The organism is Mucilaginibacter ginsenosidivorax, from assembly GCF_007971525.1.
Taxonomy (GTDB): Bacteria; Bacteroidota; Bacteroidia; order Sphingobacteriales; family Sphingobacteriaceae; genus Mucilaginibacter; species Mucilaginibacter ginsenosidivorax.
The window spans coordinates 5,006,627-5,021,600 of sequence record NZ_CP042437.1; the positions used below are offsets into that span (position 1 = coordinate 5,006,627).

The 14,974-nt window shown below is 43.6% G+C and carries 14 protein-coding genes, 1 tRNA gene and 1 riboswitch; of the genes, 2 read left to right on the forward strand and 13 right to left on the reverse strand.

Annotated elements, in window-relative coordinates; genetic code table 11:
* Positions 1-533: 533 nt before the first annotated feature.
* The 7 genes from FSB76_RS21030 to FSB76_RS21055 form a co-directional block, all read right to left on the reverse strand.
* The gene (locus FSB76_RS21030) at positions 534-2,075 is read right to left on the reverse strand and encodes a DHA2 family efflux MFS transporter permease subunit (protein WP_147056817.1); all 1,542 of its coding nucleotides are present in this window, start codon (positions 2,073-2,075) and stop codon (positions 534-536) included.
* A gap of 70 nt (positions 2,076-2,145) precedes the next feature.
* Entirely contained in the window at positions 2,146-2,886 is a 741-nt protein-coding gene (locus FSB76_RS21035) for an SDR family oxidoreductase (protein WP_147056819.1), read from the reverse strand.
* 113 nt (positions 2,887-2,999) lie between these two features.
* Positions 3,000-3,617: a class I SAM-dependent methyltransferase gene (locus FSB76_RS21040; protein WP_147056821.1), complete on the reverse strand. Its 618-nt coding sequence runs from the start codon at positions 3,615-3,617 to the stop codon at positions 3,000-3,002.
* Positions 3,618-3,698: 81 nt separating this feature from the next.
* Positions 3,699-3,833, reverse strand: a complete 135-nt coding sequence (locus FSB76_RS32730) for a hypothetical protein (RefSeq protein WP_262713485.1) — start codon at positions 3,831-3,833, stop codon at positions 3,699-3,701.
* A 666-nt stretch (positions 3,834-4,499) separates the two neighbouring features.
* Entirely contained in the window at positions 4,500-5,096 is a 597-nt protein-coding gene (locus FSB76_RS21045; RefSeq protein ID WP_147056823.1) for a LutC/YkgG family protein, read from the reverse strand.
* On the reverse strand, positions 5,093-6,478 hold the full coding sequence (locus FSB76_RS21050) for a lactate utilization protein B (protein ID WP_147056825.1): 1,386 nt from the start codon (positions 6,476-6,478) through the stop codon (positions 5,093-5,095). Before FSB76_RS21050 ends, FSB76_RS21045 begins: the two co-directional genes overlap by 4 nt.
* Positions 6,479-7,216: a (Fe-S)-binding protein gene (locus FSB76_RS21055; RefSeq protein ID WP_147056827.1), complete on the reverse strand. Its 738-nt coding sequence runs from the start codon at positions 7,214-7,216 to the stop codon at positions 6,479-6,481. It abuts the gene before it with no gap.
* A gap of 467 nt (positions 7,217-7,683) precedes the next feature.
* A riboswitch (SAM riboswitch) is annotated at positions 7,684-7,794 on the forward strand.
* A 50-nt stretch (positions 7,795-7,844) separates the two neighbouring features.
* Here FSB76_RS21055 and FSB76_RS31970 point away from each other — a divergent pair.
* Positions 7,845-7,915 (forward strand) — tRNA-Cys (locus tag FSB76_RS31970).
* Positions 7,916-8,023: 108 nt separating this feature from the next.
* On the opposite strand, the gene FSB76_RS21060 is transcribed toward FSB76_RS31970, so the two are convergent.
* The gene (locus FSB76_RS21060; protein WP_147056828.1) at positions 8,024-9,454 is read right to left on the reverse strand and encodes a DUF3943 domain-containing protein; all 1,431 of its coding nucleotides are present in this window, start codon (positions 9,452-9,454) and stop codon (positions 8,024-8,026) included.
* Positions 9,455-9,629: 175 nt separating this feature from the next.
* Positions 9,630-10,802, reverse strand: a complete 1,173-nt coding sequence (locus FSB76_RS21065; RefSeq protein WP_147056830.1) for an ATP-binding protein — start codon at positions 10,800-10,802, stop codon at positions 9,630-9,632.
* A 303-nt stretch (positions 10,803-11,105) separates the two neighbouring features.
* Here FSB76_RS21065 and FSB76_RS21070 point away from each other — a divergent pair, with 303 nt between their 5' ends.
* Positions 11,106-11,486: a transmembrane 220 family protein gene (locus FSB76_RS21070; protein ID WP_147056832.1), complete on the forward strand. Its 381-nt coding sequence runs from the start codon at positions 11,106-11,108 to the stop codon at positions 11,484-11,486.
* 39 nt (positions 11,487-11,525) lie between these two features.
* Here FSB76_RS21070 and FSB76_RS21075 read toward each other — a convergent pair whose 3' ends face one another.
* The 4 genes from FSB76_RS21075 to FSB76_RS21090 form a co-directional block, all read right to left on the reverse strand.
* Positions 11,526-12,377, reverse strand: coding sequence for a transglutaminase-like domain-containing protein (locus FSB76_RS21075; RefSeq protein ID WP_147056834.1), 852 nt, complete (start codon positions 12,375-12,377; stop codon positions 11,526-11,528).
* Between the two features lie 3 nt (positions 12,378-12,380).
* Positions 12,381-13,118, reverse strand: coding sequence for a peptidase (locus FSB76_RS21080; RefSeq protein WP_147056836.1), 738 nt, complete (start codon positions 13,116-13,118; stop codon positions 12,381-12,383).
* Positions 13,119-13,377: 259 nt separating this feature from the next.
* Entirely contained in the window at positions 13,378-14,310 is a 933-nt protein-coding gene (locus FSB76_RS21085; protein WP_147056838.1) for a bestrophin family protein, read from the reverse strand.
* A 16-nt stretch (positions 14,311-14,326) separates the two neighbouring features.
* Positions 14,327-14,809 (reverse strand): hypothetical protein, encoded by a 483-nt coding sequence (locus FSB76_RS21090; protein WP_147056840.1) that lies wholly within the window; start codon positions 14,807-14,809, stop codon positions 14,327-14,329.
* Positions 14,810-14,974 lie beyond the last annotated feature (165 nt).

Genomic DNA, 14,974 nt, shown 5'->3' on the forward strand with positions numbered 1-14,974 from the left:
CAATGTCCCAAACTCCAGTCATTGCGTGTGAGCATCAGGGTTGCCCCCTAAAAAAACAGTGATGACGTCATGAACAAAAATACAATAGAACCGTCATTGCCGAGATACCACCAACCAGGCTGGAAAAAACAGTGATGACGTGCAACGGATTTGGTTAAAAATGCCCTAAACTACCGTCATTGCGAGGTACGAAGCAATCCCGAACTATGTGGGACTTAGCATGTAGGGGATTGCTTCGTACCTCGCAATGACGAATATTTGATATTGACAGTCAGTGACTTACAAACATGTCATTATAATATGTTGATTATCAAATATATTTTTTATTCCCCTCTCGAGAGGGGGCGCGGTGGAAGGTGCGTTGGCAGGGGTGTGTTTTCCACGTTTCATTGCGCGCATAACACACCCCTCCGGCCCTCTCAAGAGGGGAATCGCACTTTTCCACCGCTTTTTTTAAAGAAGCGCAAATGTGATGGGTTCCACAACATTTGCGCTAAATCTTTGCCCTTGCTGCGCTTTTAATTGTCCTGTTATTAATGGTCGCTCACTAAAACCACCGGCCCCGCCTGTTTTTTACGATCGAGCACCACCAGCAATAAAGGCATCGCCAATACAAATAACAGGCCCACAAAAATATAGGCATCCAGGTAACTCATCAGGAATGATTGCCGGTCTATCCCGTTATTTACTACAGCCATCGCTTTGTGCTGTGCCTCTATCAGCGTGCCGCTTTTGGCCGCAAAATATTGGGTTAGCCCATTGATACGTTGTGTAGCCTGCGGATTATATATGCTGATGTTAGAGATAAGATCGTTGCGGTGAGATCCAAAACGATGGGCCACATAAGTATTGATCATAGCGATACCGAACGAGCCGCCAAGCTGCCGCATCATGTTGTTTAATGCCGATCCCTGCGGAACATCTTTGGCATCTAACCCCGATACTGCCAATGCCGTAAGCGGAACGGTTAAAAAAGCCAGCCCCAAAGCCCTGAATATAAGTATCCTGGCCAGGTTGCCGGGCGTGGCTTCGAGGTTTAGGCCCGACATCAGGAAGCTGAAAATTATAAACAAAACAAAGCCGATGGTGATAATTATTAGTGGCGATACGCCCCGTTTGAGCAGGGTGGCCGAAAACAGCAGGCCAAAAATGGCCAATATAGCACCCGGCAGCAAGGTAAGCCCCGTTATAGTAGGCGGGAATAGTAATACCCGCTGTGCCAGCACCGGCGTTAAAAACACCGATGTAAACAGGCCTACACCTGTTACCGCGGTAAGTACCGCAGCAACCGCCAGCGATTTGCTTTTAAGCACCCGCAAATCAATAACGGGGTTGGGGATGGTAAGCTCCCACCAGATGAAGATGAGAATACTGAAAACGGCAATAACGGTTAACACTACGATATAACCTGCAGAAAACCAATCGTCAGTTTCGCCGCGCTCCAGCACCGTTTGGAGCGAGCCGACGCCTATAATCAACAACAGGATACCCCACCAGTCGACGGCTTTGGGTGTTACTTTTATCTCGGGTTCGGTAACCAGCAAAATGCTGGATACCGCAACGGCAATACCTATGGGGATATTGATAAAAAATATCCAGGGCCAGGAGTAGTTTTCGGTGATGAAACCGCCAAGGGTGGGGCCAATGGTTGGGCCTAAAAATACACCCACGCCAAATAAGGCGCTGGCAATACCCGCACGGGCTTTGCCATAAACTTCAAAAACGATTGCCTGCGATACTGATAACAGCGCACCGCCGCCTATGCCCTGCAAAAAACGGAACAGTACCAATGTCCAGATATTTGACGCCAGCCCGCACATGGCCGAAAAAAAGGTAAAAGCGATGATGGAGCCTATATAATAATTGCGCCTGCCCAGCTTGGTGGCTAAAAAGCTGGTCATGGGGATGACGATGATATTGGCGATGGCGTAAGCAGTGATAACCCAGGAAGTATCTTCCAGGGTTGATCCCAGGTTACCACTCATGTGCGACAGCGCTACATTGACTATTGAGGTATCAATAAGCTCCATCATAGCGGCGGTAATAACAGTGATGATGAGAATGCTTTTTTTCATGGCGGGGCTGAATAAATACTATAGAATATACCGAATGGTATATTCTATAGTAAATTTTTTTCGACTAAGATTACTCCCTTGGTAAGTTCATCACTCTTAAGGCTTCATCAGGGTTAGATAGGTAAAGCCTGTAAAATTGTTCGGTACCGGCAACACGTATTTCATAGGTATCGTTTTTTAACCCGGCTAAAAACTCATCGGCAACCTGGGCTGGCGGAATACCATTTTTACCACCAATTTCGGCCGAGAATTCAGTATCAACCAGCGGTGGCATCAGTTCAAAAACTTTAACACCGGTATCTGCCAATGCTAAGCGCAAGGCACGGGTGTAAGCGTGTAATGCTGCTTTGGTAGCGCCATAAGTGGCAAGCCTGGTGCTGGGCGCAAAGGCAACTACCGATGATACGTTTACTATAGCCGCATCAGGTTGCTTTTTGAGTGATGGCAGCAGCTTTTCATTCAGGCGGATAACCGACAGGTAGTTGGTCAGCATTTCCTCGCCGGCTTTTTCAAAGGTGTTGGTATCGCTAAGCAGGTTGTTAAGGTTTGCCGCGCCTGCGTTATTAATCACGATATTCAGTTCGGGGAAATCGGTAGTTAGTTTTGCTACCAGTTTTTCTACATCTTCGGCGTTGGATACATCGGCGGTGATAGTGCTCACGTTTGGCAATTGGGCAGCAGCCTTTTGTAAGCGGGTTTCGTTTCGGCCAATAATAATAACATGATTATCTGCTGATAATTGTTTTGCTAACTCAAAACCTATGCCGGCACTGCCGCCGGTAATGAGTATGGTGTTTTTTGAAGTTTTCATTTTGTGGTGCTGAGTGATTAAATTCAACACGACAAAAATATACCAATCGGTATATTTTTACAATAGCTAATATTCATCCTTGTGTCATCATTATTAGGTGGCTTTTTTAGCGGTTATACCTTACGCTTTTTAAAGCTGCAAAACAGGAAGTTTTGTTTTGTTGCAAAGGGAGTGGTATGATCTTCGGTGATACAGCTTACCTTTTCAAAATGTTCGTCAAATACGGTTTGCAACTCTTGTTCTGTGTATTGTTTAATGGCTAAGCCGCTGCATTTTTCGGGCCCGTTTTCAGAAAATGTTCCGATAACTAAATAATCGCTGATTGCTTTTGCGGCAATATTTAAGTAACTGGTAATTTGATCCTGCGTTGTCAGGAAGTGGAAGGCGGCGCGGTCATGCCAAAGAGTGTAGGTTTCTGTGGGTTCAAAAGTGGTAACATCGCAAAATATCCAGGTAACCAGGCTGCTTTTTTCACCAAGCCTTACCTTTGCCTTGGCTAAGGCCGCTTCAGAAATATCCAACACGGTAATGTTGGTGTAACCCTCCTGCAGCAGGAAATCAACCAGTTTGCTGTCGCCGCCACCGACGTCGATTATCCTGTCGGTTTTTGCTAAATCGAAACCGCGAATAAAATTAAGCGATGTTTGCGGCACGGCTTGCGTCCAGCTTACTTGGTCGGGATTATTGGTGTGGTATACCCGTTCCCAATGTTCTTTTTTATCTTCTCCCATAAACGATGTTCATGTTTGGCTTAACTAAGGTCCCGATAAAAATCCGAAACGAAAAATTTGGTTCTGTGCCGGGTTGTATGTTTAACCGTTGTTAATTATTTTACTATCGGGCTGGTTAGATTTACCCAGGCGCGGGAACCGGGCGATGGTAAAGCCGTCAGTTTTTAAAACGTAAAACACCCATTTTTTCAGACTGCTTTTTCTGAACTTTTGCAAAAAAAATCTTCGTTTTACTTTTGTATCAATAAATATACTTTTTGTGTGAATAAATATCACATTTGTAGCGAAAAGTGTGAATTTATTACCTTGTTTTTACCTGTTTGTATATGAATAAAGGGCGGTTTTTATATATAAAAGGAAGCTTGTAAATTTGTACTGTTTATCATCAAAAAGAATGGTAAAAATCGAATAATCCATTAATCCATAAATTTCGGTCCAGGCAAAATGCGGTGGGGATCGCCGCGCCTGCCTGTCGGCAAACCTACTGTGTGTACAGATCTTTTGGAAACTTATTAATAAAATAGACAAGTGTCATTTCGAACGAACTGGGGCGGGCATTGAGCGTTGGCGTGAGGAGAAATCCTAAACGCCCTGCAATTCGATAGCCTTTTCGGTATGCAAGGCGTTAAAGATTTCTCCTCGTACCTCGTTCGAAATGACATTTTCTTTTGTTAAAAGATGTGTACACACAGTAGTTTGGCAGACAGGGATACCAGCCCGTGAATAAAGCCTGTGCAGCATGAGCAGAGAGCCCGGCCGCAGGCAACGCCCGGGAAAGAATCAAGAAGTAAGATTCAAGAATCAAGACGAAGACAATAAAAAAAACCTGCCGTCAATCAACCGGCAGGCTTAATTAAAATATATAACCAGGTAATTAAGGGGCTAAGGAAGTATAAAAACCGACAGGCTGCGTGGACCGTGGGCGCCAATAACCAACGATTGTTCAATATCGGCTGTTTTTGATGGGCCGGAGATAAATGCACCATAGCCATACGTTGCGTTGCCAATTTTTTCATAAGCCTGGGCCATGGTAGGCACCAAATTGGTTTTACTGATTACTACGGCCAGGTGCTGGGCAATAAAGGGTAGCACCCTTACGGTCATATCCTCTTCTGTGAGCCATAAAGCCCCGTTTTCTGCAACGCCAAGGCCCGACCAAAGAATGCATAACTCCACATCGGCAAAGCTGTGGGATAATTCGTGTTTTACATCGGCAACATAGGTGTATTCATTCATTTCCTTAATGCCTGATATGATTTTTACACTGGGTTTAAACTCTTTGTGAAGGATGTTCTGGATGGCCGCATAGTCGGCCACTTCGTATATAAAACTGCCCCCGGCACTGCCGATGGTTTTGTATTTTTCAACCAGGTTGTCGTTGGTGGCCGTCAGGGTGCTTAAAACCTCAAGGCAGGGTAAATCTGCCTGGCTAAACTGGTTGGCTTTTACGGCTGCTAATATGTTTTCGCGACTGCTCATTTCTTATTTTCCTTTCTTTTGGCATACCATTCGCCAAATGATTGTTCGGGCGCCTTGGGCATTTCGCGGTGTTTGTACCATGGGTTGGCGCCATTATTAACCGCGAAAGGTGCGTATTTGAACGTAAAACGCCCCATTTTGCCTGCCGCGCGGTAAATCATGGGCGATGATAAGGTGAAAGCCATACCTTTCATGGCCAAAGTTTTTGCTTTGGGGGTATAGCCTGCCTTAACAATTACCTGCCGCCATTTGTATAGCTGGTCGTGAATATCGATTTTAACCGGACACACATTGCTGCATGAGCCGCATAGGGTAGAAGCAAAGGGCAGGTCGGCATATTTTTCCATATCGAGGTTGGGTGCCAGGATACTGCCTATAGGGCCGGCAACCGCGGTATGATAACTGTGGCCGCCGCTTTTGCGGTACACGGGGCAGGTATTCATACAGGCCCCGCAACGGATGCATTTTAAGGAATTGCGGAAATCCTCGCGACCCAACTGGATGCTGCGACCGTTATCAACTATCACAATATGAATCTCTTTGCCATCCTGCGGTTTGCTGAAATGGCTGGAGTAAGTGGTAATAGGCTGCCCGGTAGCGCTGCGGGTAAGCAGGCGTAAAAATACGCCAAGATGTTTCCGCTCCGGGATTATCTTTTCGATACCCATGGATGCAATATGGATTTCGGCCAGGTGGGCGCCCATATCGGCATTGCCCTCGTTGGTGCATATTACAAACTCGCCGGTTTCGGCAATAGCAAAGTTGACGCCGGTAAGCGCCGCACGGCGGGTCAGGAACACTTCGCGAAGGTGCTGACGGGCAGTTTCGGTTAGTATTTTAGGATCTGATTCGCCTTTGGCCGAGCCTAAGTGCTCGTGAAAAATGTCGCCTATCTCTTCCTTTTTCTTGTGGATACAGGGCAATACAATATGGCTTGGCGGCTCGCCAGCCAGCTGAACAATGCGTTCGCCCAGGTCGGAGTCGATAACATCTATACCCTGTTTTAGCAGGTATTCATTAAGGTGACACTCCTCGGTAAGCATCGATTTGCTTTTTACCATGCGGCTGATGCCGCGTTTCTCCAGCAGGGTATAAATAATTTTGTTATGCTCTTCGGCAGTGGCTGCCCAATGTACTATTATCCCATTGTTAATGGCATTGGCCTCAAACTGCTCCAGGTAAGTGCTCAGGTTTGATAGTACGTTGTTTTTAATTTGCGAGGCTGTTTCGCGCAGCAGTTCCCACTCTGGCAGTTTATGTGCTGCAATATCGCGTTTGGCGCGCACCCACCACAGTGTTTCGTCGTGCCAGTCAACCCGTGGCTCGTCGCGGTTAAATATGGCGGCTAATTGCGGATGATCTTTAGTTGCGTTGCTGCTCATTTAGATACTGTGGTTTAAAATTTCGGCAACATGAATTACTTTAACTTCGCTGTTTTGGCGCCGCAGGATGCCTTCCAGGTGCATCAGGCAGCTTAAATCGGCCGAAGTGATGTATTGAGCACCATGTTCAATATGGTCGTCTACACGGTCTTTACCCATTTTGGATGATACGGCTTCTTCCACCACGCAAAATGTGCCGCCAAAACCACAGCAATCATCGGCCCGGCTTAACGGAACAAGTTCAAGGCCTTTCACCATGCCCAGCAGTTGGGCTGGTTTGCTAAAAGGCGGCGCAACCAGTTCAGTCATTTGTGAAATGCGCAACCCACGCAGGCCGTGGCAGCTTTGGTGCATGCCCACTTTGTAGGGGAAACTGGCTTCCAGGCTTTTTACCTGTAATATATCCACCAAAAATTCGGTAAGTTCAAAAACGCGTTTACGGATTTCTGAGGCTTTATCTTCGTTTTCGTGCGAATGCAGGTGCTCTTTGATATGCAGCGTACAACTGCCTGATGGGCAAACAATATAATCGTAACCGGCAAAATTATCGATGAATAAATTATTGCAGCCGCCGGTAAGGTGCTCATAACCGCTATTGGCCATAGGCTGCCCGCAACAGGTTTGATTTTTAGGGTAATGAACTTCGCACCCCAGCTTTTCCAGCAATTCCAGGGTTGCAATAGCAGCCTGTGGATAAAATTGGTCTACATAGCAGGGAACAAATAAAGCTACCTTCATTTTTGTGTTTATTTCAATTGGTTAAAGCAATATTAAAGCATATCATTTGCATAACTATCCTTATGTATCTGCAAAGTATAGTTGTATATTAAGGTACCCAAAATACAGTTATAACAACCAACTGTTATTCAGTTTTTTTTGCAAAAGGATACGGGAGATTGGCGTATTTGGATACTTGGATAATCCATCGAATAGGAGGAAAAGTGAATGATGGCGGGTAAGGTAGAATTTCAACTTCCATGAGGTTAGCGCAGCGTTGTTAGCGGGTATTAAGTTTAGCTGAAAGCTGAAACCATGCGGCTCACGAGCTGGAAGCTTGCGAGAGCGTTTGATGCTATTTTTATTTTATTGAGTTGATTTTTAAAGAGATAGTGAATTGTTTTTAAATATTCTACTATTTCTATAGGATTTATATAAATAATGTTTTATGTTTGCATCGTCAACACAGACAAATCGTTCTTTATTTTAACTTATCAAGAAAGACTGAGGGAAAGGCCCAAAGACGTCTTAGCAACCTATACATCCGCATAATGTAAAAGGTGCTAATTCCTGCTCCATTCAACGGAGAAAGATAACATACCATCTTCGCCCCCTGCCAATCTAATAAGTGATTTTATAGTTTTTTTTAAGTCGCGTGACCGAGAGGATAGGTGGGGGTCTGCAAAACCCTAAACGGCAGTTCGAATCTGCCCGCGACGTCTAATTTTAGCCTAAAGGCGTAAAGCCCAAAGCCTTCTTTTTGGTCTGAAAACATAAAATTATTTTCCCGCTTTGTTTTGGCTTTGAGACTTCTGCTTTTAGCTTCTTTTACAAATTTCCTATTGAATATCTTGTCGAGATTCTGAGGTAAGGATATTTCTTATTCACGTCGGGATAGTCATGGTAGTTTCCTTCCAGCCGGAAATAGCCCGATTCGGCAGCTATGGAGAGGCCTTTGATAAACATGTAGCTTACCTCGTTACTAAAAGTGTGCAAAAAATAATGCGATTTATTGCCATCTACCGTCACCATCCAGCCTCCCCGGTAATTTGCACTGTATGATAATTTATTTAAAAGCTTTATGGTACCGCCCCCGTTAACAGCAAAGCCCGGCCCGTAATCATAATTACGGCTATTGTAGGTGTATTGATCGGGCACGGCGGCCAATAGGATAGGGCCGGCGCCAAGACTACCGCTTATTATAACGTTTTGCGTCAACTTTAACTGCGACATCAGATTAAATTTTACGCTTTGTGCCCCGTAAAAAAATGCCTGGTTGCGGATGTAATCATAATTTGCCGATAATATTACCAGGTTTTCCATTTTGTCCTGGTCAACTTTCGAGATGTCCCAGCCAGTAAGGGAGCCGTAAACACTGATGACATTAACTGTAGAGCTATCGTCTCGTCCTACCTCGGCAGTGATAGAGATATTGCTGAACGGTTTCCTGAAACCCTCATTTGGTACCCCGTAAAGCAATCGTGCCCTTGCAAACCAGCCAAAACGACCATGTTCAAACGGACTTACCGATTGTGAATTAAATATCCGCCCTCCAAGGTCAAATTCGGCACCTATTTTTGATGAGTCGCGCTCGGTGCTATTGCCATAAACTTTGCCCCAGGTACCATCTAAAATGCGGTTTAGTCCGCGCATGGGGTTAATTATTAATCCTGCTACTTCACTGGCCTGCCTTTTAAAACCCCGCTGGCGATTGTTTACAATACGGCTGGATAGGCGAAAAGTCATCTCGCCCAACACTATTCCGCCAAAACTGGTGTTTATAAAATCGTTAGGGGAGGGTGGCTGGGTTTCTGCAAAAGTTTCCCAAAGGTAGCTGCCCGCCATGGTAGCCGGTACCGATTGCCAGAAGCTAAAACCATTACTCCTAAATGCGCTATAAAACAAGCTGCCGTGATAGGGGTGGCCAAATTGATTTGTTTGAAAAGGATCATTATCGAACTCCCAGTTGCCAGGGCTAAGGTTGTGGCTAACGCTTTTCCAGTTTATACGGGCGTAATCCTTATTGGCTACATAGCGGTCAAAAATCCAGGGCGTAATTTCGGCTATCCCTAATTCGGCTACCGCGCGACCAAACCTGCGTTTTACGGTGGTATCCCGAACGTCACGGTAATAGCGCAGTTTCACCTCTGGCTTTTGATCGAATATATTGTTTTGGGCAAATAGCGGGCAGGCGATACAGAAAAATATAAAGCTGATTAATAATGTTTTTTTTGAAGGGTAAAGATCAGCTAAGCTCATAAGAAGGATATCAGGAGGTGCGAAAAACTATTATCCAGAAGCGCTTAAGCAATGAAATTGTTTTGATGGATGTTATAATAATGTTAAATGTTTGTTTGGAAATAGGGAGACAATGAAAGTTGAGAACGGTTGGCATGGGCGGGTGATTAACGGAACCACTGGGTGTGGCGGAGTATTAGCCCATAAAATCAGGTACATTTTGCCAGCTAACAACATCGTATCTTGTTCTTTTTTCATTTTCGGCACCACCATAAATTAACGTTTTGTTTACTTTTTCAGGAGCGGCAGTCTCCTCAAATCTATCCATCTCTTTGAATAGTGCATTACTTATAGTTTGCGTTGCTTTGATTTCAAATATTGAGAAGCCTTGTGCTTTTTTCATCAGCAGGTCAACTTCATGGGCATTGCTATCCTGCCAGAAATAATAATCTTTATGGAGATATAAATGATGGTTCTGTTTTTGATACTCGGCCAGTATCATATTTTCAAATATGTTACCTTTTAACCGGTTTTCGTCAAGCTCTTCAGCAGTTCTTATTCCCAACAAATGATTTAACAGGCCGGTATCATAAAAATACAACTTTGGGGTTTTAACCAAACGTTTATTGAAATTTTGGTGATAGGGCTGTAAAAGAAAAATAATATAGCTGCTTTCAAGTATCGACAACCAGGCTTTCGCGGTATTATGCGATATATTACATTCATTAGCCAAAGCGCTAAAATTGAGTAATTGCCCCGCCCGCCCGGCACATAAACCTAAAAAGGTGCGAAATTGCTTAAGGTCTCTTATATTCATTAGTTCTGTTACATCTTTTTCAAGATATGTTTGAATATAATTGGCATAAAATACAACGGGATCAATATCCCTGTCAAATATCGCCGGGTAAAAGCCCTTAATACTGGCTGGCGCATAGGAATTTGCTAATAGGGCAGATTGTTTTAATTCGGTAAAATCAAAAGGTAGTAATTTGAACAATGCAACCCTGCCCGCCAGCGTTTGAGTGATATTATTTAACAAATGAAAATTTTGTGAGCCGGATAATATATACTGTCCCATAATTTTAGATTCATCAACCCTGCCCTGGATGTATGAAAATAATGCAGGTACTCGTTGTACTTCGTCTAAAATGACTTTATGATCATAACGGTTCAAAAAACCGATTGGATCGTCTAACGCAAAGGATCGTGTGTTTGGATTCTCGAGGCTCACATAGCTATAATCGCTAAAAATCTCTTTCAGCAAGGTAGTTTTACCAGATTGCCTTGGGCCGGTGATGGCCAATACGGGAAATTTGCTTTTTTGAGCCTCTATTATAGGCGTAATTTGCCGTTGTATAAATTTACTCATTTCGACGAAATTTATCAAAATTAGTTAATTACTTACAATATACATGATGCCAACTTACAATTTACATAGGTTGTACTTACAATATACATGATGCCAACTTACAATTTGCATAAAATCGACCAGGAATAACTCATTTTTTGTTGATAAACGACCGCAGCAATGTTTTAAATTGAACCACGTTTGTTTTGCTGTTGGGAAGATAGTATTAGCCATCATCCGACATTGACAGGCAAACTCAAAAATTATTATCTTTAAGCGCTTAACCTGCATAAGCACAATTGAAAACCAATGCCCATTTAAATCATGAAAATTTTCAACATCGTATTTGTTGTGCTATTTGTAATTTTTGCAGCCCTGCAGTATAACGATCCCGACCCTTACATTTGGGTACCCATATACCTGTACAGCGCCTGGTTTTGCTTTAAGGCTTCGCAAAAAAAGTTTTACCCGGTTTGGTATGCAGTTGGTATATTTATTTACCTGGCTTATGCCACCTATAAAATATTTGATGCCAATGGCCTGATAGACTGGTTTACCAAACACCACTCCGAAAGCCTGGTAGAAAGCATGAAGGCCGAAAAGCCCTGGATTGAAGAAACCCGCGAATTTTTTGGCTTGCTGATATGCGTAGCCGTATTAGGCATCAACTGGGTTTATGGGAACAGGTTAAAAAAGAAAGCATAAATTATGCGCTTCAATCAGCACAAGTCTCCGATAGAGCGGTTATAAATACGATAACCCGTTATACCCGCCATGAATATAGTACACGGGTTCAAAATTATGCTCGTCTGGCGCAAGTTCGCAGCTAACCTGCATGGCGGTGAAAGTTACATCGCCAAAAATGTTGGCTATGGCCGTGTCGGCAGCATCGCGGCCGGTGGCTATTTTTATAAGGCCATTTAAGGGCACCAGTTTGGTAGCGTCAAAAAGTATCCATTTGCCGCCAAGGTAAGCTTCAAAACAGGCATGAAAGTCGGCAGGGTATAAGTGATAGGCATAGCCCGTAAAATAGCGTGCCGGAATGGTTAAGGCCCGGCATAGGGCGATACCCAGGTGTGCAAAATCGCGGCAAACGCCAACCTGTTCGGTAACGGTATCAAATGCCGATGTTTGCGAATTGCTGTACCCGCTTAAATATTGCACATTGTTGTGAATCCAGTCGGTAAGGGTTACTACTTTTTCAAACGGATTGGTAATGTGGCCAAACAGGTTGTGCGATAGCCGGTATAATTTATCCGACTGGCAATAACGGCTTGGGTTTAAATAGGGCAGCACCGATGAGTCGAGCTGGGCTACCAACGTTTCCTGTTGCTGCGAGTAATCGGTAAGTTCGTAAAAATTGTCAACCAGGGCGTTGTATGTAACTTTTATAGTCCCCGGCTGGTAAACCTCGAAGCGCATCAGCCGGTTTTCTCCCTGTGCAGATATGATCTCCTCAATTTTAACGTAAGGGTCAACCGTAAACTCCTCGTTCAGTACAGTTTGGTTGGGTGTACGTAATGCATGTATGTTTAATATCAATGTGCCCGGCGCCCGTACTACATATTCCATTTGGGTAAACACATTGAATTTCATTGATCAGCTTTCGGTTTTAATTTCTTCTAATTTGTTAAAGGTTGTATCCATCCAGTCTTCAGAGATATGTTCTAAAGCCAGCTTCAGTTCTTCGGCCCATTGGGCCGATATATATTCCAGGTCTTTCTTTTCGTAACGTTGCTGGATAATGTCGAAACTATCCTTTTTATAAACAGCTACATCAATCGGGAAATCTACATTGTTGGAGCTTACCCTTGTTGAATCGAACGAAAGAAAACCTGTTTTAAGCGCCAGCTTAAGGCTGCTGTCTTCAGTCAGGATGCGGTTTAATATCGCTTTGCCATGACCCGAATTGCCTATAACTACATAAGGAGCACCCTGCCCAAGTTCAACCCAGTTGCCTTCGGGGTACAGCAAAAAAAGCTTGTGCTCATCGTCGTCTTTTAGTTGTCCGCCTATAATGGTGTTCAGATCAAACCTGAAACCGGCAGCTTCTAATGATGCTTTGTCTTCGGCAATTACCCGTTTTACCTGCTCGCCAAAGGCGTTTACAGCTTTGTACATTTTGTTAAAATCCGTGGTTTCCAGTAATTCGTTAAAATAAACGATGGCTTTATCCCTTGCCGACCGTAAACCGCTTGTCATGATAAAAAGCGAGAAATGATCTTTTTGTTCTATGGTAATCTTCTTTTTTACAGTGGTATCCGTTCCCGAGGTTATGCGAGTATCGGCAATTGCCAATAAGCCTTCTTTAACCTTAATTCCGAGGCAATAAGTCATTTTTATACAGTGCGATTTGTTCCAAAATTTAAGATAGCCAAAGTAGCGAAAAGAATTGGGGAAATTAGAATCAAGCGTCAGGTAAGAATCAAGAGCCAAGACGTTTAAAAAGTGGCAAGCAGTTAATACAAGTAGCAAGTAGTAAGTATCAAGATTTTTTTGGAAGCTTAACAAAAAAGCCGCCGTTTCCTTTTGGAACCCGGCGGCATCACGGAACAGAAAAAAGTCTTAACTCTTGATTCTTAACTCTTGACTCTTTTTAAAGTATGTAAAACTGAGTCTTCTTTTGATGCTGTTTACCTATCATTGCGTCAATATCGCCAGGCAACTCATCCTTCATCATTTGTTTCAGGTTTTTTTCGATGGTGCGGCTGATGGTTGTTGTTGGTGTATCGGTAGGTTTGTTTTCAAACGGATCCTGTAGGTGGATGGCCATTTTTTCGATCAGGAAAAAGGCCGATGATATGGCTATTACCAATGGCACCTGGAAAATCCCGAAAAATTCCATCAGGCTGAAAGGCAACAGCAACACAAAAAACATAACCAGCCAGTGAATGTATACGCTATAGGTAACCGGGAAAACAGTATTCTTAATACGCTCGCAGCCACCCATCGAGTTCATAAAGTTGGTGAGCGTGTTATCAAGGGCCACCTGTTGGTACTCATTTATCCAGCCCAGCTTGTATAGTGTGCGCAGGTCATGACCCTGCAGCTCGTTTATTGCAAGCGGAATATGGTCAAGCTTTTTGATGTTTTTTACATCGTCATCGATTAGGTAGGCATCGAGGTTATCTTTTGCGTTTTGACCGCGCAGGTGGCAGCTTAAACTGTAGCACCAAGCCATTTGCCTGCGGATGATGCGCTCTTTTAGCGCCCATTTTTGTTCGCCATCATGGCTGCTATCCACAAAAGTTAAAACCTGGCGTGCAAAGGTGCGGCAATCATTTACAATGCCTCCCCAAAGGATGCGGGCCTCCCACCACCGGTCATAAGCCTGGTTTGACCGAAAGGCCAGCAGGAGCGAAATAATGGTACCCAAAATAGTAGGTACCGTTAGCGGAATAGAGACATCTTTGAAGTTATAGTATTGGTGAACACAATAGATGGTAATGGCATACACAGCCACCATCAACACTTCCTTTTTTATTTTGCCAAATACGTAGCTTACCGGTATATTTTCTTTTAATAACATAGTTGTGAAATTTTAATTATGATTCATGTTCAGTTAAAACAGGCTCTTCTATAACCACATCGGCCAAAGTGCCCGGCGTTTTAGGTAGTTTTATCAGGGCTGTATCGCATTTATCAAAAAGCATTTGCGGGGCTATGCTGTTTTTAAAAAGCAGCTCGTAATTGTCATGCGGGGGTACAATGGCATCAATTTCATTAGCTTCAAGGAAATTATTGAAAACGGCAACCGTGCTGCCGTAAAAAAAAGTGATAGCAATATTGTTGATGACATGGCTATACTTGTTTTCGATATCGCGGCACCTGATATAAAAATTATCCGGTATTTGCCGGTATTCTACGCTACGGCGCGATAGCATCAGCAATTCGCTTATGTTATCGGTAATTTTAAGCATGTGTACCAACACAATATTCACCTTTTGGGGGTAAAAAACCTGGGCCAAAGCAGGAATATGCTGGATAGACTGCTGGGTAAAATCGGTAGGGATTAATAACGTTTTCATGGTAATTTTAATTAATGGTGAAACCTTGTATGTTTTGTTTGATACAAGTGTAGCCGCCAATAATTAGGAGGATATAAGAAAGTTATTAGAATTTGATTAGAATGCGCATAGCCCCACCTAAACAGCATTCATGAGCGCCTAAAAGCATCATAGTGCGAATAATCC